Here is a 23732-nt window from a genome sequence, read left to right as displayed (position 1 = left end):
CGCTCCTGCCGTGCTAGTCCCGATCCCGGGCGGCGACGATCAACTGCCCGAGGGCCAGGCCGCCGTCGTTGGGGGGAACCCTGTGGTGCCTCAGTACGGTGAAGCCGTCCCGTTCCAGGACGGTGCCGCAGCCCTCGGTCAGCAGGGCGTTGCAGAACACCCCACCGCTGAGTGCCACCGTGCGGATGCCGCTCCGCTCTCGCGCCACCGCGCACACCTCCTGGACCAGGGCGACCACGGCCCGATGGAACCGACGGGCCACGGGGCCCGCCGGGACGCCGGCACGGACGTCCGCGACGGCGGCGGCCAGAACCGGCGCCGGATCGGCGATCAGCGGTGCCTCGGGGTCCTGACGGACCGTTCTCAGCATGAACCGGTACGCGTCGTTCCGCTCGTCGTCGGTGAGGGGGCCCGCCAGGTCGTCCAGCGCCGCGTTCTCCAGTTCCATCGCCGCCTGCGCCTCGTACTCGACCCGGTGACAGACCCCCGCGAGCGAGGACACCGCGTCGAACAGACGGCCCATGCTGGACGTGGCCACGCAGTTCAGCCCCCGCTCCAGCTGCCGTTCGAGCAGCCGCCGTTCCTCGGGGGTGGCGGCCGCGGCGCACGGCAGGTCGTCGGCCCAGGGCAGTCCCGCCGCCCGCAGGTGCGACAGCGCCATCCGGTAGGGGTTGCGTACGGCGGCGTCTCCGCCCGGCAGCGGCACATAGCCCAGATGGGCGAACCGCCGGTAGCCGTCGTAGTCGGCGAGCAGCACCTCGCCGCCCCACACGGCACCGTCGTCGCCGTACCCGGTGCCGTCGAAGGCGACCCCGATCACCGGGGCCGACCCGTCGAGCCCGTGCTCGGCCATGGCGGAGGCGACATGGGCGTGGTGGTGCTGCACCTGACGCAGGGGCAGCCCGCGGGCCCCGGCGGCGCGCCGCGCCCACCGGGTGGCGCGATAGCCGGGATGCCGGTCGGCGATCAGCAGGGTCGGCGCGACACCGGTGAGGTCCGTGAGATGGCCCGTGGCCCGCTCGAAGGCGGTCAGGGTGGCGAGGTCGTCCATGTCCCCGACGTGCGCCGACAGCCAGGCGTAGCGGCCGTCCCCGGCGCAGAAGGTGTTCTTCAGATCGCCGCCCACGGCCAGCGCGGGCACCACCGGCACCGGCAGCGCGATCGGGAAGGGCGCGTAGCCGCGCGAGCGGCGCACCGGAAGCTCGGCGCCCGCGCAGACCCGCACCACCGAGTCGTCGCAGGGCACGTGGATGGGACGGTCGTGGGCCAGCCAGGCGTCGGCCAGCCCGGCCAGCCGGGTGAGTGCCTCGGTGTCGTCGGTGACGATGGGTTCGCCCGCGCGGTTCCCGCTGGTCATGACGAGGACGGCCGGACCCGGCGGATCGCCGGGCAGACCGAGCAGCAGTCGGTGCACCGGCGTGTACGGGAGCATGATGCCGAGGTCGGGGCTACCGGGCGCGACCCCCGCCGCGATCTCGTCGCCCGCCCCCGCGCGCCGCCGCAGCAGGACCACCGGTTTGCGCGGCCCGAGCAGCAACTCCCGCTCCACCGGGCCGACATGGGCGAGTCGCCGTACCGTCTCCAGGGAGTCGGCCAGCACCGCGAAGGGCTTGCCGCCCCGGTTCTTGCGCTTGCGCAGCGTGCGGACGGCCGTGGGGTCGCCCGCGTCGCACGCCAGGTGGTAGCCGCCGATCCCCTTGACCGCCACGACGGCGCCCTCGGCCAGCAGCCGGCGCGCCTCGGCCAGGGCCCGCCCGTCGGACAGCTCCCCGGGGTCACCGGGCCCGGTGCGCAGGGTGAGCCGGGGGCCGCAGGCGGGGCACGCGATCGGCTGGGCGTGGAAACGCCGGTCGGCGGGGTCGGCGTACTCGGCGGCGCAGTCGGCGCACAGGGGGAAGTCCGCCATCGTGGTGCGGTCCCGGTCGTACGGCAGCGAGGTCACGATGGTGAACCGCGGACCGCAGTGCGTGCAGGTGATGAACGGGTGCCGGTACCGCCGGTCGCCGGGGTCCGCGAGCTCGCTCAGACAGGCGTCGCAGGTGGCGGTGTCCGGGGAGACGAGGGTGCGGCCGAGGCCGCCGGACGAGGGGCGGATCGTGAACACCGGGCCGTCGTCCGCCAGGGGCACGGCACGGTGCTCGACGGTTTCGACGACCGCCAGGGGCGGCGGACGCGTCCCGAGCCGCTCGCAGAACGCGGCCACGTCGGCGGCCGGGCCCTCCACCTCGGCCTCGACGCCGCGCGCGTTGTTGGTGACCCAGCCGGTCAGCCCCAGTTCCTCCGCGAGGGTGTACACGAAGGGCCGGAAACCCACTCCCTGGACCACGCCCGTGACGGTGACGTGCCTGCGCTCGCGCCCCGGAGCCCGTCTCATCGCTCGGGCTCCCGCGTCGGCGCGAGGCCTTGGACGGCCGCCCCGGCCTCCCTCTCCCGCCCGTCGGGGTGCGGGTGGCCGTCCGGCCGCGGGTGTCCCGGCCCGTCCTCGTGGCTGTGGCTGTGCAGGTACCGCTCGTGCTGCCGCGCCAGGACGGGGACGTGCGTCTCGGTGCCCGCCGCGCAGCGCAGCACGTGCGCCAGCAGTTCGTCGACGCCCTGGCCGGTGCGGGCCGAGGTCTCCAGGACGGGTACGCCCGGGTTGACCTGGTGGACACCGCGCAGGAACGCCGCCCGGTCGAAGTCGACGGCGTCCGCGATGTCCGTCTTGGTGATCACGACCAGCTGGGCCAGCCCGAACGCCGTCGGGTACTTGACCGGCTTGTCCTCGCCCTCCGTCACCGACGCGAGCGCGACGCGCAGGGTCTCCCCGAGGTCGTAGGAGGCGGGGCACACGAGATTGCCGACGTTCTCGACGAACAGCAGCCGGGTGCCCTCGGGCAGCCAGCCCTCCAGCCGCCGCCGCAGCATGCCCGCCTCCAGATGGCACAGCCCGTCGGTGAGGATCTGCTGGACCGGGGCACCCGACCGGGCCAGCCGGGTCGCGTCGTTCTCGGTGGCCAGGTCGGCGGTGACGGCGGCGGCCGGGGTGCCGCCCGCGGTGGCGCGGGCGAGCAGTTGTTCGAGCAGGGCCGTCTTGCCGCTGCCCGGACTGGACAGCAGGTTCACCGCCACGGTGCCGCGGTCACTCAGATAGCCCCGCAGGGCCAGCGCGTTCTCGTCGTTCCTGGCGAGGACCGCCTGATGCAGGTCAACGGTGCGGCACATGGCTCGCCTCCTCGTCGCGTGTCCCTGACCCGTCCGACGCGGCCCGCGACCCGTCGGACGGGCCCCTTGCGTCCCGGGGTTCCTCGCCCCACGTCACCCGGGCGATCTCCAGCTCCCGGCCGCTGAGCAGGGTCACGGTCGCCCCGCACCCGGCGCACCACAGCACCGGGGGCATCCCGGTCGGCGCCTCGCGGCCGCAGCCGTCGCAATGGGCCCGTGCCTCGACAGTCTCGATCAGCAGACGGGCCCCCGCCAGCGCGGTGCCCTCCGCAGCCAGCCCGAACGAGAAGTCCAGCGCCTCGGGCACCACCCCCGCGAGCTCACCGATCCGCAGGGTCAGCGACACGACCGGGCGGCCCCGCTCCCGCCCCGCCCGCTCGACCTGTTCGACGACCGCGACGGCGATGGACAACTCATGCACGGACCTCACCACCCCGCGTCGAGTCCGCGCGCGGCCGGGCGGCGTCCGGGTGTGGGGTTCGCGCGGGCCTGGTTAGTCTGAGAGGAAGATGACCGGGCACGAGGTCGAGCGACGCGCTCTGCTCACCCCGGTGCTGCTCCTGTTGCTGGCCGAACGCCAAGGTCATGGCTACGAGCTGGTGCAGCGCCTGGGGGCTTTCGGGTGCGCCGACGCCGACCAGGCGCATGTGTACCGGCTGCTGCGGGGCATGGAGAGCAGCGGCGAGGTCATCTCGCACTGGCACGCCTCGGAGAGCGGCCCCGCGCGCCGCGTCTACGCGATCACCCAGCAGGGCGCCATGAACCTCGCCCTGTGGTTCGTGCGGCTCGGCGAACTCCACGGCACCCTGCATCTCTTCCTCGAGCGGTACGTGCAGCTGGAGGACGTCGGCGGCCGGGCGGGGCGCGGCGGCCAGGGGCCGGGCACCGGCGCGCGCGCACCGGATCGTGCTCCTGCGCCGGATCACATGCGCCGCATGCGCAAGTAGCGGCGGATGTCCGACAGGTTCCTGGCGATCCCGTAGGCCACCACGAGGCCCGCGGCCACGCCCACCCATTGCCATTCCATCCTTGCCTCCATCGGGTCAGCTCCCCTGGGGTACAGAGGAAGCACGGCGTACCAGGTCGAGCACCAGGCCGGCGGCGGCCTCCACGGAGTCGGCCACCGCGGGGGTCAGGCCCATGCCCTCGTTCGTGTCGCCGGGTTCGCAGCCGATGACGTACACCTCCTCGGGGAGGGTGCCGCCCGCGCCCGCGTGCAGATCGTGCAGCAGGGCCAGCACGGTGGCGGGATCCATGGCGTGCGTGTCCATCGGCCCGGGTTCCGCCCGGGCCGCGGGGGGCTCGGGGCCGACGTCGATCGTGTAGAGCGTGCCCGGTGCGCCGCCGCGGCTCACGAGGTCCACGAGCACGAGGGTCCGATAGCCCTCCAGCAGCCGGTAGGCGAGGTGCACCCCGCGGATCCCGGCGTCCATCAGCTCGACGCCGGGCGGCAGTTCGGTGGTGCGCGCGGCGAGTCGCCGTACGGTCTCCACCCCGAAGCCGTCGTCCTGGAGGAACACGTTGCCGACCCCGGCGACCAGGACGCGGGGGGTCACCTCGGGCCCGGCCGTACCGGACGCGCCGGTCGCCTCGGATCCGGTCATGGCGCCTCCTCCTTCAGCGGGGCCACCTCGTCGGGCTTGAAGTACAGGAAGCGCCCCTGGGCACGGCGTACGTCGGTGCCGGGGTCGTCGTCCACCACCACGGCCAGGTGGGTCTCGCCGTCGAGGTCGCCGACCACGGCCTCGACCGTGGCGTGCCGACCGACGAGGAAGGCGTCCTGGGCGTCGGAGCGCCGGGCGCCGGGGGTGAGCCTGACCCTGCTGCCGGCCCGTACGGTCTCGCCGTCGATGACGACCGCGGTCGCCGTCCCGGCGCCCTCGGGGTCCTGCTCCGGGTCCCACCAGGGGTGCCCGGGGCCCTGCGGCAGGCTCAGCCCGGTCCTGGGGGCGGAGTCGCGGCCCCCGCCCGAGGGGCCGTCGCCGGGCTCGTCGCCGGTGACCTCGCGCAGCCCCCGGATCGCCCCGTGCAGTCGTTCGCGGACCGCGTCCGGCATGTCGTCGACCAGGTCGATGACCTCGGCGGCGCGGGCGTCCGTGCCACGGGCCTCGCGCTTCTCCCGCTCGGTGAGCGCGGCCGTGCGCAGCGAGAGGATCTCGTCGATCTCGGTGGCGTCGTAGAGCGGCCCCGGGCTCTCCTCGGCGACGGCGGGGTGGTCCTCCAGGATGATCGGCGAGGACAGCATGACGTCCTCCGTACCGGGCGGTCCCGCGAGGACGGGCCAGGTGTGGTCGTTGTGACAGCTCGCGGCGGCCGGCCGGGCCCACTCGGGAGGATCGGTCAACGACAGGAACCGTCCGCCGGGCACGCCGAGCAGCAGATGGGTGCCGATCATGCTGTGGGCGAGGGCGGTCTCGCGGTCGGTACCGGAGTCCGCGGGGGCGACGGTGGTGTTGTGCACGCTCACCGTGAGCCGCAGCACCCGGTAGGGTCCGGGCAACTCCTCGACACGTGGCCGCAGTTCACCCGCTATCCGTTGTCTGCGCCGGACCAGTCGGCCCAGCGTCCGGCCCTCCGCGTCGGTCACCGGTTCGTACTCGACGGCCGCCGGAAGGTCGAACCCGACGGCGTGGGTCACGGCCTGATCACCCGTCAGCCCGGCGAACGTCTCGTGGATCAGGACGCGTTCCTCGTGACCCTCGTCCCAGGGCACCAACACCCTGTCGGGCAGGTCGAGTTCGGGCACCTCCGTGTAACCGCCGTCGGCGTCGAGCCGTTCGACCGTGCGCCGCCGGACGTGGAGGAAGCGCAGCTCGGCGTGGAGCCGGTCCCCGGAGCGGGGCTCCAGCAGGCACTCGGTGCGCTGGACGGCGTGCTCTCCGGTGGTCGCCGTCCAGGCGGGCGGCACCAGGACGCCGAACTGCCAGCGCAGTCGGTTCTTCGCGGCCGAGGCCCGATAGGGGTAGAGGACGTAGCCCTCGAACAGGACGGCGTCCGCCACCGCGCGGGCCCGCTCGAAGCCGCCCTCCAGGGGATGGCCCATCTCAGTCGCCCCCCTTCGCGTCGGCGCCGGCGAGGAGTTCCTCGAAGACCCGCTCCCAGGAGGGCAGGGCACGCGCGGACCGGTGGCGGCGCAGCGCGTCCAGCACGTCCAGCCGCACCCGCAGCCAGCCGGAGTTGGGGAAGTACTGCTCGATCAGGTTCCGCCACACGTCCACCGGCATCCGGTACGACGTCTCCTTGTGCCAGGGCACCGGCTCGGCCCGGAAGCCGTCCCGGCCCGTGAACACCGTGCCGGAGAAGAGCAGCAGCAGCGGGACCTCACCGCGGGTCAGCGCCCGGAAGTAGGAGGCGGACGCGACCTCCGTGTCGTAGGTGCAGGGCACCGGCAGGTCGACCTCCGTCGAACCGGTGAACCCCGGGACGGTGATGGAGGCATGGGCGAACTGCAACGGCTTGAGCGTGCTGCTCCAGCGGCTCGGCTCACCGAACAGGTCACCCAGCATGTCGACCTCCTCCGGCTCGTACGACCGGCCGGCGGGCTCGATACGGATCTGGCAGCGCAGCGCCACGGCGTGCACCGGCTGATGGTCGGCCTCCTCGATGCGCAGCCCGAACAGCAGCGTGGGCCCGGCTCCGTACGGCTCGGGGCGCACACCGGTACAGGTGAACCGGAGATCGGTCACGGGGCGCCCCCGGGGTGCGTGGCCGGACGCCCGGAATCCACCGGCGCGGACCCGTTCTCCAGCGGCGCCGGTCCGGCCTCCAGCGGCCGGGCGGCCGCCGTGATCCGCTCGAAGAACTCCGCGATGTCCGCGCGGGCCTCGGCGCCGCCGTCGAAACCCTTCCAGTGCAGCCGCATCCGGCCGACCAGTTCGTAGCAGACGTCGACCGGGACGAGCGTGCACGTCACCGAGCCACCGCGCTCGCGGTGCAGCAGCAACGCCTCCACATCGGGTTCGAGCAGCTCCGTGAGCCGGCTGCGACCGAGGACCGTGTCCCAGGTCAGCGGGTCGAGTTCGCTCTCGGTGGCGCCCGCCGGGCTCGGGTAGAAGGCCGCGAGGCGGTCGAGGTCGGAGTTGCGGAAGAAGAAGGCGAGCGCGACCGGGATCTGCAGCCGGTTCCAGTCCGCCTCGTCCAGCTCGAACCCGGGATCGGTGAGGTACCGGTCCGGGACCGCGCGGAAACGGCCCTGGCCCGCACCCGGCCGGACGAAGAGCAGATGGCAGTGCGGACACGCGCACTTGAGGGACCGCCGGGAGGTGTCGACCAGGTGCCGGTGCCCGGCGGGCAGCGGCTCCCCGCACAGGTCGCAGCGCTCGCCCGGGGGCGGCGGCCTCCTGGTGAACTGCTTGAGGACGTCGGAGGTCATGGCCCCGCCCCCAGCAGCTCGCCGGGCAGGGCGACCCGCACGGACCCCTCCTCCTCCAGCAGCGGTACGGGTTCCAGATGGGCCCGCTCGCCCCGGCCCGCCCGGTGCACGTCGAACGCGGCCGCGCACCCCGCGCAGCGCAGCAGCTCGCCGTCCAGCACGGCCGGGGCGAGACTCGCGGCGCACACCGGGCAACGGTCGCGGTAGGCGTACAGCTGTCCCGGCAGCCGGACCAGCAGCAGGGTGCGGCCGGCGACGTCGGTGACGCCCGTGGCCCGCTCGCCCACGGGCAGCGCGCGGTCGCCGAGCGGGTACCAGCGCGCCGCGTCGCCCGGCCCGGGGGACCCGGCGGGAGCGGCGGCCGCCGCCGCTCCGGGAGGCTCGGCCAGGTCGCCCGGAGCGGCGTCCGGCGGGTGCGGCAGGATCTGGAGCAGGGGCTGCGCCGGGTTCTCCTCGGCCATGCCCTCGACCTCGATGTGCTCCACCTCGGGGGCGATCCGGGCGACCGCCTCCTCGATGGTCCAGCGCACGGTCTGGGTCGACGACGGGCAGCCGTCGCAGCTCCCGCGCAGCCTGAGGCGCAGCGTGGGGCCGTCGGCCGCCTCCATGTCGAGCCCGGCCACCTCCACGTCGCCCGCGTGCGAGCCGAGGTAGGGGCGGACCTTGTCGAGGGCCCGGCCCACCCGGGTCGCGGTGTCCTCGGGATGCAGATCGTGCAGGATCAGCAGATCGCTGACGAGTTCGTCGGCGGTGAGGACGGCCAGCGGGTCCGCGCCGCGCGGGGCGGAGCGCAGCAGCCGTACGGCGCGGGCCAGCCCCTCGCCGTAGAACTCCACGACGCAGCGCACGAGTTCGTCCGCCGTCTCGCGTGCCTCCGGTCCCGCCTGCCGCGCCAGCTCGTCGAGCAGCGCGCCTATCCGCTCACCCGTTTCCTGTCCGGCCATCGGCAAGCCCCTCTTCTGAGGAAGGATCGGACTCCTGAGGAAGGTCCCAGGTCCCGGGAGGTCAGACCGCCAGTCCGCTCAGCCCCGTCGGCATGTGCGTCTGCTCGACGGTCCGGCCGTCGCCGACGTACATGTGCACACCGCACGGCAGACACGGGTCGAAGCTGCGGACGGCCCGCATGATGTCGATGCCCTTGAAGTTCTCGGGCGGGTTCTCCTCGAAGATGGGGGTGTTCTGCACCGCGTCCTCGTACGGGCCCGGTGTGCCGTAGCTGTCGCGCACGCTGCCGTTCCACGGGGTCGGCGGATACGGGTGGTAGTTGGCGATCTTGCCGTCCCTGATCACCATGTGGTGGGAGAGCACGCCCCGGACCGCCTCGGTGAACCCGCAGCCGATCGACTCGTCCGGCACGTCGAACTTCTCCCAGGTCTGGGTGCGGCCGGCGCGGATCTCCTCCATCGCCTTCTCGGCGAAGTGGAGGGCGGCCGCCGCGGCGTAGGCCTGGAAGTAGGTGCGGGCCCGGTTGCGTTCGAGGGCGTTGCTCCACTGCGGGATCTTCCACTCCAGCGCCATCTCCGGCTTCGTCATGGTGCGCGGCAGGTTGATCTGCACGCTGTTCCCGGTGGCCTTGACGTAGCCGATGTCGACGAGTCCGGACAGGGCCGTGGACCACAGCCGGGCGATCGGGCCGCCGCCGGTGTCCAGCGCCAGGTGATCCTTGCCGTCGAACCAGCGCGGCGACATGACCCAGCTGTACTTGTCGTCGAAGTCCCGCTTCTGCGGGGCCGGGATGGTGTGCTGGTTCCACGGGTGCCGTTCGTCGACCGGGTTGCCGAGCGGGTCGTGCTCCACGAACTTCTCCATGCCCGACCAGTCCTCGTAGTACGAACTGCCGAGCAGGATGCGGATGCCGAGGTTGATGTCGACGAGGCTGTTGGTGACCAGCTCGCCGTCCACGACGACACCCGGGGTGACGAACATCCGCCGGCCCCAGCTCTCCATGTTGGCGTACTGGAAGTCGCAGTACTCTGGGTCGTTCAGCGCGCCCCAGCAGCCCAGCAGCACCCGGCGCCTGCCCACTTCCTCGTAGCCGGGCAGTGCCTCGTAGAAGAAGTCGAAGAGGTCGTCGTGGAGCGGGACGACCCGCTTCATGAACTCCACGTAGCGGGTGAGCCGGGTCAGGTAGTCGGTGAACAGCTGGATGGTCGCGACCGTGCCGACACCGCCCGGGTAGAGCGTGGAGGGATGCACGTGGCGGCCCTCCATCAGACAGAACATCTCCCTTGTGTAGCGGCTGACTTGAAGCGCCTCACGGTAGAACTCGCCCTCCAGCGGGTTGAGCGAGCGCATGATGTCGGCGATGGTGCGGTAACCGTGGTCGGCCGCGTGCGGGGCCTCGGTCCGCTCGGCGAGTTCGAGGACACCGGGGTTGGTCTCGCGGACCATCCGCTCGCAGTAGTCCACGCCGACCAGGTTCTCCTGGAAGATGTTGTGGTCGAACATGTACTCGGCGGCCTCACCGAGGTTGATGATCCACTCGCCGAGATGCGGGGGTGCCACGCCGTACGCCATGTTCTGGGCGTAGACCGAGCAGGTGGCGTGGTTGTCGCCGCAGATGCCGCAGATCCGGCTGGTGATGAAGTGCGCGTCACGTGGGTCCTTGCCGCGCATGAACACGCTGTACCCACGGAAGACGGACGAGGTGCTGTAGCACTCAGCGACCCGCTTGGCCTTGAAGTCGATCTTTGTGTGGATGCCGAGACTGCCCACGATGCGGGTGATCGGGTCCCACGACATCTCCGTGAGGCCGTCACCGGCCGGCTTGTTCGTCGCCGTCGCCATGGTGCCGCGCCACCTTCCTGTCGAGTGTCCTGCTCAGCGGGCGACCGTGGTCACCACGGGGCCTTGTAGCCGGTCGTGAGCTCCTCGCTCCTGCCGCGCCACTTCGGTTCCTTGTCGACGGTCCTCGCGGTGATGTTCCGCAGCCGTCGCACGACCGAGCCGTAGATGCCGCTCGCCGTCGCGGACACATGGCCGCCCGGCGGCTCGTCCATGAACGGCATGAACTTGTCCGGGAAGCCCGGCATGGTGCAGGCGATGCAGATGCCGCCGACGTTCGGGCAGCCGCCCACCCCGTTGATCCAGCCGCGCTTGGGCACGTTGCACTTGACCACCGGCCCCCAGCAGCCGAGCTTGACCAGGCACTCGGGGGATCCGTACTCCTTCGCGAACTGCCCCTGCTCGTAGTAGCCGGCACGGTCGCAGCCCTCGTGGACCGTGGCCCCGAACAGCCAGGTCGGCCGCAGCTCCTCGTCCAGCGGGATCATGGGCGCCGCGCCCGCCGCCTGGTACAGCAGGTAGAGCAGGGTCTCGGAGGCGTTGTCCGGGTGCACGGGACAGCCCGGGATGCAGACGATCGGAATCCCGGCCTTGGACTTCCACTCCCAGCCCAGGTAGTCCGGCACACCCATCGCGCCGGTCGGGTTCCCGGCCATCGCGTGGATACCGCCGTACGTCGCACAGGTGCCGATGGCGACCACGGCGAGAGCCTTGGGGGTGAGCCGGTCCAGCCACTCACTGGTGGTGATCGGCTGACCCGTCTCCGGATCGTCCCCGAAACCGCACCAGTAGCCCTCCGGTTTGACCCGCTCGTTCGGAATGGACCCCTCGACGACCAGCACGAAGGGCTCCAGCTCGCCCCGGTCGGCCTTGAAGAACCACTCCACGAAATTGTCGGCGCCCTGCACGGGCCCGCACTCGAAGTCGATCAGAGGCCAGTGGACCGCGACCTTGGGAAGCCCCGGCAGGGCACCGAGTGCCAGTTCCTCGATGCTGGGCTGGGTCGCGGCGGTCAGCGAGACCGAGTCCCCGTCACAGCTCAGCCCCGCGTTGATCCAGAGAATGTGGACGGTCGGATCGTCCTCGGCGCCGCCCTTCGCGCCGGGATCGGCCTTCGTCGCGGTCGGGGCGTCCATGAGCCCTCCTAGGAATCGGCGCATTCCGGTCAGGACTGGCCAAACAGTCTCTCCCATGGTTACCGACCGGCAACGCCGCCGGTAAGTGCGAACGGGCCCTATCGGCGGTGCGCACTACCGCCGCGGCGCGAACGGCGTTCGTACGATCCCGCCCGCGCCGGGGGAACGCGAGGTCCGCGGGCGGGGCGACGGCCGTTCCCGGGCGAGGACGAGAAGACCCGGCCGTAGGGTGCCACGAGAAGCACCCGCGTGCGTCACCGCCGGTCGGGGGACCAGGGCTCCGGAGCCCTGGGGACGCCGCTCACCGGGCCCCGGGGGCGAGGGCCAGTTCCGGGCTCGCGAGGGCCGCGGCGGCCGAGCGGCCCGGGAAGGCGAGGGCGGTCGACACGAGGAAGCCGGCATGGGCGGCGGGGTCGTACGGAGCCGCCTGCCGGTACATCGGGAGGGCGGTGGCGGGATCCCCCGCGGCGAGGAACTCGTCGGCGGTCCTGGGATTCGTCACCTCGTGGGCGAAGCCGGGGGTGCGAGGGTCGGGCCAGGAGCTGTCCGAGGGGACGGGGTCCTGGGCCGACGGGCGGACGTTGCGCAGGCGCCACTCCGTGCGGTGCAGGCGGGCGGCGGTACGCGCACGGTAGAGAGCGCGGTCGGGAACGTCTTCGTGGAGCCAGTCCGTCAGGGTCCGGGTCAGTCCGCGGACGATGACCCTTCCCTGCGGAGCCAGCCGGCCCGACTGGGCCAACGTCCTGACGACCAGGCGAGCCTGGAGACGGCGCAGCGCGAAGTGGTACGCGGCGAAACCCCTGTCGTCGCCGTCACCCGACGGATCACGCATGCGGAGCCGCCAGAAACCGGCCACGCCGGTGAAGGCGTAGGCGCCGTGGAGGAGCCCGGTGAGATGGCGGGGGTCGCTGCGCCACGGTGCGTAGTAGCGCTCGGCGCGGTCGTCGTCGAGGAGGGGGAAGTGATGGAGGAGCGCGGCGAGCTTGCTGTGCTGGAACTCGTGGACCAGGGTCTCGGCCAGCCGGACGGCGTCGGGCGGTCGTGAGATGACCATGGAGGCGTAGGCGTCGCCGGTGGAGGCGGAGAGCTGGGGACGGGGTGTCCCGTCGTCGTCCGCGACCGGGGGCTGCCAGGGGACGATCGTACGGATGCGGGCCGGGTCGACGGTTCCGGCGACCAGGAGGCCGGCGGTTCCGGGGCCGGCCGCCGCGTCCGTGCTGAGGATGGCGTGCGCCCCGACGTACAGGCTCTGCCAGTTCGCGGCCTCGTCGGCGGAGAGGGGTCTGGGTGCCACGGGTTCGTCGAGGTCCCGGTAGGGATCGAGATCGTCGAGCGTGACGGCGCCGGGACCCAGGGTCCGCAGGGGGTGCCAGTGGGCGGCGGCGGGCGAGGTCAAGGACGTACGGGGACTGTCTCCTCGGTCCGTGACGAGGGTGAACACGCCCGGTCCGACGACCAGTCGGCCCACGCTGTGCTCAGGATGCCGTCCGGGTGCCGTCACCAGCCCGAGGCCCGGGAGCGACAGTCCGCCTCCGCGCAGGGGTACCGGCAGGTCCGCGTCCATGCCGCAGCGCAGCGCGGCGGTGCCGGCGAGGGTGAAGAGCCGGCCGGCGTCCGTCCAGATGCCCGCCCGCATGTGCTGTCCGTGCAGGCGGCGAAGGGTGTGGGCCAGCCAGGTGCCGGTCTGTGGACTGGTGAGCAGTTCGTCGGCGATCAGGGGCGCGGCGTGAGCGGCCCGTTCGAGCAGGTCCCAGGCCTGGGTCCACGGGCCGAGGGGAGCGGTGAGCTCGGGGCGCGTGGCGAGAGCGTCGAGGAGCTGTCTGAGCAGCAGGAGCCGACGGGTTCGCTCGCCCTTCTCGAGGAAGGTCAGCGCTGTGGGGGTGGAGCCGCCGGAGGCGAGAGCGGCGAGGTCCTCGCCGGACAGAGTCAGACTGGGGTAGGTCAGGTCGGCACTCATGTCTGCTCCGATCGTCCGCTGCTACTCGGCGCGGCCCGGATTCGATCCGCCCAGCGCGTTCGCGCGAGGGCGTCGGACTTCGTCGAGAAGCCGCTCGTCGGGGGCGGGGAGTGCGGCGGTCCGCAGATTGCGCAGCGACACGGACGCCATGTCGGGCAGATCCGATGCCCAGCTGTCCGCAGATTCCGATGGCAGATGGGGCACTTCGGTCACTCACCTCGACTCTGGTACCGGGTCGCGTCGAGGTACAAGGAACGCACACACAGAAGACGCCAACGGTCCGCCATGGGGATCACGTCACGCGTGAGGCTAACAGAAATCAGTGCCATGTCACGACACGTCAGGGAACTCCGTCCGAGCCGCCGTCGATGATCCTCATGGCCTCTCGGAGCGCGTCGAGACCGCCGTCGACCTTGCTGAGATGCACGACGATGCCGACGAGATCCGAGCGAGGTGAACGCGAGCGCGGGACGTGCTCGCGGAGCGGACGCGGCAGGGCGTCGACGAGGTTCTGCCGGGTGTCCGCGTCGGATGCCCAGGGGCGCCCGCACAGCGCGTTGACGAGAGCGCCGACGGTGTCGCCCGGTCCGGGGGACGGGTCCGGGGGGCCCGGGCTCGCCGGGGAACCGAAGGCGATGTCGCGTCCGGGTTCCCGCAGGTGGGTCCAGCCGGGCGCGTGCCCGTCGTCCGCGGCACGGGCGTCGCGTTCGACAGCGTCGATGAAGCCGGAGTCCAGGGGCGTCGTCGCGTCGTGGCGGCGGCTGAGCTGCCTCATGACGAGGCTGGAGAACCGGCCCGTTCGGGTTTCGGGCAGGTTGGGAGTCCGTTGTCCTCGGCGAGCCGCGTGGAACTGGAGCTGACGTGACCGGTCGGCCGGCCGGCCGTGGGGCAAGGTCTCGGTCGGCGGGGCGACGCCGAGGTTCATCTCGTGCTGGAAGGTCGCGCAGGCGTCGACGATCCAGACCTGTTCCGGGTGGTGGGGAACGCCGGTGCTGTTGTAGTAGGCGAGGGCGTCGGTCACGTCGATGTTGAGGGCGTCGCGTTCCGAAGCGTCGGCCGTGAGCAGACGCAGATGGTCCTGCGGGTCGAGGTAGCCGTGGCCTCCCCAGAACACCCAGAGCAGCCGCGAAGAGGCGGCGGGGAGGTCTTGGACGAGCGAACGCCGCAGGGCCCAGCGGTCGCACGGGCGGTAGGGCACGTCCGGTGCGTGACCCGGTTCCGGGGCCAGGTGGAGCCGGATGTTGTCGTCGGGAACCCCGCGCTCCAACAGCCAGGCGCGAAAGCGCAGGGCGTCGTCCGAAGGGCCCGGGAGGGTCCACCGTGGCCCGAAGGCGTACGTCTCGATCCCCACGACCAGGGCGTGCACGTCGTCGGGGAACGCTGCCGGGTCGGTCATCGTGCTCCTCGTGCGCGGATCATCCGGGGGATCTCATGGCAGGTGTCTCGCCACCGCCTCGTACAGCGCGGGGTTGTTCCAATAGGCGCTGTGGGAATGCGGGAACGGTTGTCCGCTGGAGAGCGGGACATCGGTGGCGTGCCCGGGGAAGAGCGGCTGGGCGGCGAAGGCCAGCAGGTCCCGCGGGTCGTAGATGTTGAGCCAGCCGGGAAACGTGGGCGGCAGGGGTTGCGGGTACCGGAGCGAGGGGAGCGCGCCGGTCTCGTAGAGGAACGGGGCCTGGGAGCCGGCGGTCACGAGGAGAGCGACGCCGGGGAGGGGTGTCATGACGAGGGTGTCGACGGCGATGATGCCGCCGAGGCTGTGGCAGAGCAGGACGACCGGTGCGGGCTGCGCCCGGACCAGGTCGGCGAGATGGGCCCGATGGGCGTCCCCCACGACGAGATAGCGAAGGATGTCGCCGGCCGCCGGGTGGGTGGCCCGGGTTATCGCCGAGCGGCGTCGGACGGCGGCTCGGGAGGCGAGGGGGGTGAGCGCCCGCAGGAGGAGGCGGCCCGGTCCCCGGTCGGAGCCCGGCGGACGGTCGCGGAGGCGGGCGGCCAGGAGGGTGACGGCGGCGTCCCGGTCGGAGGCGGTCGGACTCAGCGGGTCGCCCGCGTCCGACGCGTCGGCGAGAAGGTGGGCGACCAGTGCGCGCGCGGTGAGATCGGCCAGGGTGTCGGCGTCGGCCGCCTGCGCCGCTCCGGCCAGTTCGGGGGCGTCGATGAGCGCGCGCAGGGCGTGTTCGCCGTGTGAGGCGGTGGCGAGCCGCAGCGACGCGTCCAGTTCGGCCGGCGCGGCCAGCAGCTCCGCCAGCCGCTCGCGGATCGCCGCGCCGGCCGGGACCTGATGCGGCGGGACGGGGCCGGGCGGCGGGGCCCCGGACGCCGCCAGGCGGAGTTCGGCGAGCGGGTCGGTGTACAGCAGCTCCCACTCGGCCGCGTCGGCGTCGTCGTCGCGGGCCGCTGCGAAGCCGGCCCCGCGGTGGCGACCCCCGGTGGCCGGGATGCTGGCACCGTCCGCGGCCAGCGTGGCGCCGTGCGGGGTGCCCCAGTCGCAGGTGACCAGGCGGAGGTGCGGCGCGGCGTGGCGCAGCCCGGTACCGACCCGGGACACCAGCGCCGACAGGGCGGGTTCGCGTACGCCGGTCCCGTGGACGAAGACGACGGTGGTCACGAGGGCTCCTCCTGTGTCGGCGAAGGCCTGCCGCGTGTCACAGCGGCATCGGGGAGGTGTCGCATTCGACGCGCCGCTCGTCACGGGCCGCGAGCAGCCAGTCGTGGCCGGAGCCCACCACGCGGGCGAGCCCGTCGACGGCGGTCCGGGTGTGTTCGCCGGCCGGTCCGGCGCGGCCGAGGGCGGACAGATCGGTGGCCAGGTTGGCGTGCAGCGCGAGGGTCACCGGGTGGTCGACACCGCAGACGGTGGTGAGCCGTGGCAGCAGCGCCTCCTGGACGGAGGCCGCCCGTCCGTGCTCACCGGCCAGGTGCAGGTCGGCCGCGTGCCCCATGGCCACGATCATGGTGTTGAGGTGGTCGGGGCCGACCGTGGAGTTGAGCTGGCCCAGAGCGACCTCGTCCAGGGCACGAGCCAGGTCGGCCTCACCGAGTGCGCGATGGGTGGCGGCGAGGTTGGCCACGGTGATGAGCGTGTACATGTGGTCGGGACCGAGCGCTTCCCGGTAGCGGTCGACCGTGTCCTGGCCGATCTCGCGCGACCGGTGCAGTTCGCCGCCGATACGCCGGTCCACCATGACGTTGACAGCGCTGGCGAGGGTGTCGCTGTGGTCGTGTCCGCACTTCTCGACGAAGAGTTGGAACACGTGTTCGCTGAGTTCCCAGGCGGCGTCCAGCGCCCCGTCCCTGCGACGGCAGACCGCGAGGTTGCGTGCCGCCCGCATCGTCGCGGGGTTCTCGGACCCGAACGCGGACCGGTACGCGGCGTGGACGTCTTCCTGGAGCTGACGGGCGCGGGGGTAGTCGCCGCACTCGAGGATGTCGATCGACAGTCCGTTGCGGGTGTTGAGGGTGAAGCCGTCCGCGTGTCCGTACACGAGTTCCCATTGGCGCGCGGTCTCCTCGTCGAGGGCGCGGGCGCTCCGGAACTCGCCGCACATCCGCAGCGAGACGCCGTAGCTGTGCGCCGCCTTCAAGGTGTCCGGGTCGTCGGGCCCGAACAGGTTGCGCGCTCGCTCGAAGGCTTCCCGGTCCAGTACGAGGGCGGCGGTGAAGTCGCCGCGGTAGCGGTGCGCACCGGCCATCTGCCACATCGAGTCGATGAGCTCCTCCTCCGGTACGCCGGGACGGCGCGACACGGCGAGCGCCCGCTCGTTGAGGGAGAAGGCGTCACGGTCGACACCGATGATTCGCTGGCAGAACGCGTACAGCTTGGCCATCTGGATGACCAGGGTGTCCGGTTCACCGGTCTCCTCGTTCCAGTGCCCCCACGCCTGCCCGGCGAGGTCGACGGCCTGCTCGTGGTCACCCCAGTAGTAGAGGTAGTAGACGAGGCTCGCGACGAGGTCGCGGACCCAGCCGTCGCGGCTCGCGGCCGCCTGCGACGACACGGCGTGCGGAAGAAGCGCCTGGTAGCCGTCCCAGTGGCCGGGCGACGACGGGCTGCCGGCCGGTTTCGCGGCCGCGAGCAGGGAGTGCGCGGCGTGGAGCAGCCTCTCTCGCTCGCCGGGCTCCGTGGTCGTGCGCAGGACGCTCTGCATGAGGCGGTGCATCTGGATGGCGTCGCGACGGTGGTCGACGCGGATGAGGGAGAACTTGGACAGCTCGCGGATGGCGCGGGACAGCCGGATCGGGTCGCGCAGGATCGGGTCGAGTTCCCGGCTGACGCTGATGCGCCCCCCGCTGCGGAAGATGCTCAACGGGACGGGTTCGGCGGCCAGACAGCCGCACACGCCGAGGAGTTGGTACACGCCCGAGGACTCGGTCTGGAGATGGGCCAGCGTGATGCGCCAGGCGGCGGCGACCGAGGACGGGTAGTCGTGGACGATTCCGCTCGCGTCGAGCTCGGCCCGGTGCTGCTCCAGGAGGGCGAGGTAGCGGTCGACGGGCATGTGCGAGGCGCCGTGCCAGGCCGCGGCGAGCTCGATCGCGAGCGGAAGGTCGCCCAGCGCCGCGGCGAGCCGGTCCGCCTCGTCGGCCCCGAGCGCGGGGGAGCGGCGCATCAACAGGTCGCGGCTCTCCTCGCGGCGGAACACATCGACCGTGAGGGACGTCGCGACCCCCTCCCAGGCCCGGTTGCGCGAGGTGACGATGACCTTCCCGTTCCCGCTCGTGGGAATGAACGGGCGCACTCCGTCGACGTCTTCGGCGTTGTCGAAGATCAGCAGCCACCGTCCGTACCGGTCGCCGTCCCGCAACGCGTCCAGGACCCGTGGCACGGCGGTGCCCGGCTGCGGTCCGACCGTGAGCCCCAACGCGCGGGCGAGACCTGCGAACGAGGACAGCACCATCGACTGCTGCTCGGCCGGTACCCACCACACCACGTCGAACTCGTGCTGATGCCGGTAGACGTACTCGATGGCGATCTGCGACTTGCCGACACCGCCGGTTCCGTGCAGCGCGTGGGGCAGGACCGCGGCGAGCTCGCCGAGCTCCAATTGTTCGGCCACGGTCGCGAGCATGTCGTCACGCCCGATGAAGTGAGCGTTGCGCGGCGGCATGGGCCCCTTGATGCCCGGCGCACCATGGCGCCCGCCGGCGGGGCGGGGCGGTTCGGGAGCCATGGCGCTGCCACCTTTCGAGTCCGGTCGCCAGGATGGGGAGGGGCGCGGGACGGGACGTTCCAGAGCCTCTCGGAGCCTGCGGGCACGCCGGGCGTGCGGCCCCGACAGTGCTTCCAGCACAGCCAGTTCCAGCCGCACCCAGGCTCGGTCGGCGCTGGCCGGATCGGGCAGCGGTGCCAGATCGGGGTCCGTCAGAGCGGCACGGAGCCGTACCGCTCGAGGGTCGGGCCGGCCGGGCGGTAGTTCGGCGAGACAGGACACGATCGCGGCGAGTTCGGAACGGGTCCCGCCGGCGAGCAGCGCCTCCCGAACCCCGACGGCGAAATCGACGGTGGCACCCTCGCGCCCGGGCCATTCCAACAGCCCGCCCATCAGGATCTCCGCCAGGTGTTCCGGACCCGACGAGGGCAGCATCAGGCGCTGGACGGCCTGGATCGCGTCCAACTCCAGGGGTATGGCCGCCAGTTGCGAAGCGAGCCGGCGAGCCGTGGGGGTGGCCAGCGAGGTGAAGCCGCGTACGGCCGCCTCGGCGCTGCCCGCGCTGTACCGCAGGCCCGGCGCCGCGGGCTCCTTCGCCAGCGATCCCGCCTGCACCACCTGGCAGCGCTGCTCCGAGCCCGCGCCGCCGACCACCAGGGCGGTCCAACCCGCGAGAGAAGCGGCCTTCAACGACAGCACCGGGACGACCACTTGATCGCCACTGCCGTCCGGCGGGCGAGACCGCAGCGGGTCGTCCAGTTCCTCGTCGGCGACCTGCGTCAACGTCGTGTTCGCCCGCCCGAAGCCACTGGCGGTGAGCGTGGCGGGAAACGGTCGCAGCGCGGAGCGGTGGCGCAGGTGCGTCGGCAGCAGATGGACGATCGCGCAGGGGCCGGCTCCGGCCAGACGGCGCAGCAGCCGGTCCGCGCCCGCGGACGCCCACCCGTCTCCCAAACCGTCCGTGACCAGCAGGAAGGCCCGTTCGCCTCGGGGGTCCAGCAGTTCGGCGGGTGATGCCCGGCGGCTGCCGGGCCGCAACAGCGCGGCCGGACCGTCCGGGGGCAGCGACAGCGAGACGGTGCGCACGTCACGGAACGCGCCGGACAGAGCGGCCTGCTCGTACAGCGCACGCGCCTCCCGCTCCCACACCCGCATGGTCTTGCCCGAATCCACCAGGATCACCAGGTCCAGGGCCCGCTCCGGAACCGGACGCAGCACGGGCAGCCAGGAGGCGCCGTCGAGGACGCGATCCGCCGTCCGCTCCTCGTCCAGTTCCCATCGATGGGCCGACGGCCGGGGCCGGGCGAGCCGGCGCATCGCGCGGGCGAGCGGCAGGGTTCCCGAGGCCACCCGCACCCCGTGGTGCGGCCGGGAGAGGCGAGGCGGCGGCAGGGGCAGCTCGATGTCGCCGCCCGGATCGGGGCGGACCTGGGGCGGAACGCCGGACGGTCCGATGCCCGCCGTCCGGTCGGTCCTCCCGGTACCCGCGTCCGTGCCACCGGGGCGGGTCTGCGGGGGCACCGGGGTTCCCCACGGAGGGGAGGCGGGGGTGCTCGCGGCGGGCTCGGCGGGTGCCGCGGTCTCCGGCAGCGGGCGGCCTGCCGCGATCCAGAACGCCCCCAGCCAGGCGGCGTCGGCGAGTTCGCTCCAGAGCACGTCGGGCGGTTCGTCCTGCGCGGCGACGACGGTGGTCCTCGCGTCCTCGGACGGTGCCCGGAGTGGTTCGGAGGGGGTGCCCGGCGCTGCCTGCGGCGGGGCGGCGCCGGTCCCGTCGGGGGCTTCCACTAGTGCCCCTTGGACAGATCACGCAGCAGGGTCTCGATCAGCGCCTTGCCGCGCGAGCCCGGCGGAAATCCCTTCTGGGTGATCAACTGCGCGGCGTTGAGGAGCTGGTCGACGGAGTGCGTACCGCCGTTGCCGAGCCGCACCGCGAAATCCTCCACGAGTTCCTCCAGCCCGTCCGGCCGGTGGCGCAGGTGTCCCTCGACGATCGCCAGCAGCAGTTCCCGGCTCGGGGGCCGCATCTCCAGGGGGAGGCAGCGGCGGCGGAACGCGGCCGGAAACTCTCGCTCCCCGTTGCTCGTCATCACCACGATCGGGAATTCCGCGCATTCGATCCGCCCGCGCTGCACCACCGTCCGGCCCTGCGGGTCGTCCGTGTGCACCTCGACGTGGCTCTCACCGGTCCGCACCAGCTCGGGAATGTCGTAGGCGCCGTTCTCCAGGACGTGCAACAGGTCGTTCGGCAGGTCGATGTCACCCTTGTCGAGCTCGTCGACGAGCAGGATCCGCGGCAGTCGGTAGGGCAGCAGCGCTGTGCCGAGCGGGCCCAAGGTCAGGAATTCTCCGACCGATGGCCGCGGCGGTGTGTCATGGCCGGCCGCTCCGGCCGCCGTCGCCGTGCCGTCGTTGCCCGTACGCGCCGCGAGCTCGGCCACTGTTTGGGCGCGGCCGATCGCGTCGTAGTCGTACAGTCCGCTCCGCAACGTCGAACGGCTCACGATCGACCACTGCAGTACCCGCCCCAGCCCGAGTTCCCGGGAGATCAGGTAGGCCAAGGTCGACTTGCCGATGCCCGGCGGCCCCGTCACGAGCAGGGGGCGGCGCAGCAGGATCGCGGCGTTCACGACATCGATCTCTGCCTCGCCGAGCTGGGCGAGCCTGTTGTTCGCTCCGAGCCTTCGAGCTGATCCGGCATCCCACTGATCGGGTTGCGGAAGGGGCGGACCGCCCCGGAACTGCCGCCACGGGGGCGCCTTCGGCAACGGTGCGGGATCGTCCTCGGGGGACTGCCCGGTGGCGTGGAACACCCGCCAGGCGTCACCGGGGTGGGCCGGTCCGGTCATCGGGGCGCCTCCTCGGCGGTCGACGAGCTGGATGTGTGCGGACCCGGTGCCGGATACGGGCCGGCGACGGCGTCCGTGCGGTCTGAGGAGTCCGGTCCGGATCGTCCGGCCTGCTCGGGCGGGCCCACCGGCACGGACCGCCCCGGCTGGCAGTCGACGATCCGTTCGGGGTCGTCCCACAGGAAGGCGACATGACGGCCGAGGAACACCCTGCCGTCGGCGTCGGCCTCCGCGCGAGCCCGCATCTCCTGCACCCGCCGTGGCACCCCGTGCGCGGTCCGGGTGCCGTCGAGCAACTCAGCGATCGTCTCGCGGCTGCGGGGTTCCAATTTGCCGCGACGATCCCACAGGGCCAGGCCGAAGCCCTCGGCGATCGCCCGCTTCAGCGCGGTCAACGCCGTGCTTGCCCGTTTCGGCGCGTCCAGGGCCAGTGCCGTGTACGGTGCGGAACCGTGCTGCCGGTGGGTCAGCGACCGTGACCAGAGGTCCATCGGAACCCCGTCCCCGTGCGTCCAGTGGTGCAGCCGCGTCCCGTGCTGGTGCAGTTCCTGCCACCGCTGGCGCCACCGGTTCGCGATGAACGGATCGTGGGGTATCCGCCGCAACCGGTCGAGGCTGCGCAGGTGCACGCAGTACCGGGGACCGATCGCCGCGGCCGCCGGGCCGTCCGCCCCGATCTCCAGCCGTGCGACGTCATGGTTGAGCAGCAGATAGGGCAGGATGAATTCGACGAACGGCGGCAACTGGTCCGCCGGGTCGGATCTGGAGGCCGCCCAAAGGCGTTCGCCCTCCGCCAGCGCCCGCTCCACCGCTGCGCCGAGTCCGTCCATGCGGGTTTCGGTCGCCTCGCCGGCGCGGGGAGCCCAATGGCCCGCCAAGTCGTTGATCCAGTACCGGACCGTCACGTCGTCACTGCCGTCGCCCGCCGGCTCGACCATGATCAGCAGTGCGCGTGGAACACGGGGGTCGGCCTGCCACCGTTCACGTGCCTGACGACGTCGCAGGAGTTCCGGCAGGCAGTCGTGATCGCGGGCCCACCGCTCCGCCCATTCCTGGCACCGGTGCGCCGCCGATTTGTCCGCGGTCTGGGCCGCCACCCATTCGAGCGCGACCACCGACGGCGGGATGCGGTCGGGAGGAGCGTTGAAGTCGACGAGGGCGTCGAACAGGTCGAGCGGTGTCGAGGGTTCACCCGGAACGGGGAAGCCGAGCTCGAAGCCGATACTGTCCCGGAGCTGGTGCATGTCCTTCGGCCCGGTTCGCTCGATCATCAGCAGACGCTGAACGCGACGGTGTTCGTCGGCGGTGAAGGGGCTGGGGAGTTGAGGGATCGCCGGTTCCGTCACCCGTCCGGAGTGCGGCGGAGCGGTCTGTTCCGTGGGGCCCTGTGGTCCCGGCCTGTCGGCGTGTCCCGCTGGGCCGCGGAGGGCCGGGCCAGGTCTCGTTCCGTCGTCGAGGCCTTCACTCGCCGACGACGGGACGGGTAACGGGCGGCGGTGATTGGTCCTGTCCTCCGATCGTCCCGCCAGAAAGGGGCGCAGCCGCAGCCAGAGCGATTCCCGTCGCCGTTCGTCGTACCAGCCGACGACGGTGCACAGGGTGGACACGCGGTCCGTGGGATGGAGACTGATGTGACGCGCCACCTCGACCCGGAACGCGGGCAGGGTTCCCTCCCACAACTCGGGGGAGAGTCCGAGGTGTTCGCCGACCGTCCGTCGGCTGTTGCCCTCGTCGAGGAAGCGGCAGTGGACGAGTTCGTCGACGATGGCGCTGACGAACTCCTCGCGCTCTGTGCCCTCGAGCCCGCCCCGCGCCTCAGCCATCGGATCTCCCCCCGGACACAGCAATCCGATCAGAGCAGCATGACAAAATTAGCATGTGTTCTGACGCTGAGTAAGATCCGGCCCACGGGCAGGGGACTGTTGTCCGCCGCTTCCGACGCGACCTCGGCTCCGTCGCACGTGCCGACCTGGTGGGTCGGCGATCGTATGCCTCCGCCGGCCCGGCGCACCCGCGAGACCAGCCCCGCGGCAACGTGGTCGCGGGACGAATCCCTGGGGCGTCGCTCCGGCGGTTCCCGTTCGGGCCGGCGCCGGCTCCGCCGCCGGACGCGCCCGGTTCGGCGTTCAACGCCCTTGATCGAGTTTGCAGTCGGGTGCCGTTCGGGCCGGTCTTGGTTGACGCGGGCCCCCGGGACCAAAAACCCCCCCCACCCCCCGGGGGAGGGGCCGCGGGGTGGGTTGCACCCCCCCCGCCGGCGGGGAGCGGGCCACGACCCCCCCC

19 protein-coding genes are annotated in these 23732 nt (G+C 72.4%); 1 reads left to right on the top strand and 18 read right to left on the bottom strand.

What is annotated here, in order from left to right; translation table 11 throughout:
• Positions 1 to 13: 13 nt before the first annotated feature.
• From hypF to ACFYW7_RS28985, 3 genes are read right to left on the bottom strand one after another with little or no spacing between them, the layout of a single operon-like run.
• The gene (hypF, locus tag ACFYW7_RS28995) at positions 14 to 2374 is read right to left on the bottom strand and encodes a carbamoyltransferase HypF (RefSeq protein WP_389507620.1); all 2361 of its coding nucleotides are present in this window, start codon (positions 2372 to 2374) and stop codon (positions 14 to 16) included.
• Positions 2371 to 3201: a hydrogenase nickel incorporation protein HypB gene (gene hypB / locus ACFYW7_RS28990; RefSeq protein WP_389507618.1), complete on the bottom strand. Its 831-nt coding sequence runs from the start codon at positions 3199 to 3201 to the stop codon at positions 2371 to 2373. The genes hypF and hypB overlap by 4 nt, the downstream gene beginning before the upstream one ends.
• Positions 3185 to 3622 carry a hydrogenase maturation nickel metallochaperone HypA gene (locus ACFYW7_RS28985; RefSeq protein WP_389507616.1) on the bottom strand — a complete coding sequence of 146 codons (438 nt, stop codon included), beginning with the start codon at positions 3620 to 3622 and terminating at the stop codon, positions 3185 to 3187. Before ACFYW7_RS28985 ends, hypB begins: the two co-directional genes overlap by 17 nt.
• 88 nt (positions 3623 to 3710) lie before the next feature.
• Here ACFYW7_RS28985 and ACFYW7_RS28980 point away from each other — a divergent pair, with 88 nt between their 5' ends.
• Entirely contained in the window at positions 3711 to 4148 is a 438-nt protein-coding gene (locus ACFYW7_RS28980; protein ID WP_389507614.1) for a helix-turn-helix transcriptional regulator, read from the top strand.
• Here ACFYW7_RS28980 and ACFYW7_RS28975 read toward each other — a convergent pair.
• The 15 genes from ACFYW7_RS28975 to ACFYW7_RS28905 all read right to left on the bottom strand — a co-directional run bounded on the left by ACFYW7_RS28975 (position 4124) and on the right by ACFYW7_RS28905 (position 23272).
• Positions 4124 to 4228 carry a DUF6893 family small protein gene (locus tag ACFYW7_RS28975; RefSeq protein ID WP_389507612.1) on the bottom strand — a complete coding sequence of 35 codons (105 nt, stop codon included), beginning with the start codon at positions 4226 to 4228 and terminating at the stop codon, positions 4124 to 4126. The genes ACFYW7_RS28980 and ACFYW7_RS28975 overlap by 25 nt on opposite strands.
• 16 nt (positions 4229 to 4244) lie before the next feature.
• Entirely contained in the window at positions 4245 to 4805 is a 561-nt protein-coding gene (locus ACFYW7_RS28970; RefSeq protein WP_389507610.1) for a hydrogenase maturation protease, read from the bottom strand.
• Complete coding sequence (locus ACFYW7_RS28965) at positions 4802 to 6244, bottom strand: hypothetical protein (protein ID WP_389507608.1); 1443 nt, start codon at positions 6242 to 6244, stop codon at positions 4802 to 4804. Before ACFYW7_RS28965 ends, ACFYW7_RS28970 begins: the two co-directional genes overlap by 4 nt.
• A gap of 1 nt (position 6245) precedes the next feature.
• Positions 6246 to 6887 (bottom strand): DUF6084 family protein, encoded by a 642-nt coding sequence (locus ACFYW7_RS28960; RefSeq protein ID WP_389507606.1) that lies wholly within the window; start codon positions 6885 to 6887, stop codon positions 6246 to 6248.
• Positions 6884 to 7573: a DUF5947 family protein gene (locus ACFYW7_RS28955; RefSeq protein WP_389507604.1), complete on the bottom strand. Its 690-nt coding sequence runs from the start codon at positions 7571 to 7573 to the stop codon at positions 6884 to 6886. Before ACFYW7_RS28955 ends, ACFYW7_RS28960 begins: the two co-directional genes overlap by 4 nt.
• Positions 7570 to 8517, bottom strand: coding sequence for a NifU family protein (locus ACFYW7_RS28950; RefSeq protein WP_389507602.1), 948 nt, complete (start codon positions 8515 to 8517; stop codon positions 7570 to 7572). Before ACFYW7_RS28950 ends, ACFYW7_RS28955 begins: the two co-directional genes overlap by 4 nt.
• A 61-nt stretch (positions 8518 to 8578) precedes the next feature.
• Positions 8579 to 10360 carry a nickel-dependent hydrogenase large subunit gene (locus ACFYW7_RS28945; RefSeq protein ID WP_389507598.1) on the bottom strand — a complete coding sequence of 594 codons (1782 nt, stop codon included), beginning with the start codon at positions 10358 to 10360 and terminating at the stop codon, positions 8579 to 8581.
• Between the two features lie 50 nt (positions 10361 to 10410).
• Positions 10411 to 11493 carry a hydrogenase expression protein HypE gene (locus ACFYW7_RS28940; protein WP_389507595.1) on the bottom strand — a complete coding sequence of 361 codons (1083 nt, stop codon included), beginning with the start codon at positions 11491 to 11493 and terminating at the stop codon, positions 10411 to 10413.
• A 301-nt stretch (positions 11494 to 11794) separates the two neighbouring features.
• Positions 11795 to 13450 (bottom strand): aKG-HExxH-type peptide beta-hydroxylase, encoded by a 1656-nt coding sequence (locus ACFYW7_RS28935; protein WP_389507592.1) that lies wholly within the window; start codon positions 13448 to 13450, stop codon positions 11795 to 11797.
• Positions 13451 to 13471: 21 nt separating this feature from the next.
• On the bottom strand, positions 13472 to 13600 hold the full coding sequence (locus ACFYW7_RS28930) for a hypothetical protein (RefSeq protein ID WP_389507589.1): 129 nt from the start codon (positions 13598 to 13600) through the stop codon (positions 13472 to 13474).
• Between the two features lie 190 nt (positions 13601 to 13790).
• Positions 13791 to 14846 (bottom strand): caspase family protein, encoded by a 1056-nt coding sequence (locus tag ACFYW7_RS28925; RefSeq protein WP_389507587.1) that lies wholly within the window; start codon positions 14844 to 14846, stop codon positions 13791 to 13793.
• A 33-nt stretch (positions 14847 to 14879) separates the two neighbouring features.
• On the bottom strand, positions 14880 to 16061 hold the full coding sequence (locus tag ACFYW7_RS28920) for a hypothetical protein (protein ID WP_389507585.1): 1182 nt from the start codon (positions 16059 to 16061) through the stop codon (positions 14880 to 14882).
• A 37-nt stretch (positions 16062 to 16098) separates the two neighbouring features.
• Positions 16099 to 20388, bottom strand: a complete 4290-nt coding sequence (gene fxsT, locus ACFYW7_RS28915) for an FxSxx-COOH system tetratricopeptide repeat protein (RefSeq protein ID WP_389507583.1) — start codon at positions 20386 to 20388, stop codon at positions 16099 to 16101.
• Entirely contained in the window at positions 20388 to 21449 is a 1062-nt protein-coding gene (locus ACFYW7_RS28910) for an AAA family ATPase (protein ID WP_389507581.1), read from the bottom strand. Before ACFYW7_RS28910 ends, fxsT begins: the two co-directional genes overlap by 1 nt.
• Entirely contained in the window at positions 21446 to 23272 is a 1827-nt protein-coding gene (locus tag ACFYW7_RS28905; protein ID WP_389507579.1) for a hypothetical protein, read from the bottom strand. Before ACFYW7_RS28905 ends, ACFYW7_RS28910 begins: the two co-directional genes overlap by 4 nt.
• Positions 23273 to 23732 lie beyond the last annotated feature (460 nt).

It is taken from the genome of Streptomyces sp. NPDC002580 (assembly GCF_042889485.1).
Classification (GTDB): domain Bacteria; phylum Actinomycetota; class Actinomycetes; order Streptomycetales; family Streptomycetaceae; genus Streptomyces.
Note: the sequence above shows the minus strand (reverse complement) of the source record. Positions and strands in the feature narration are given on the sequence as shown.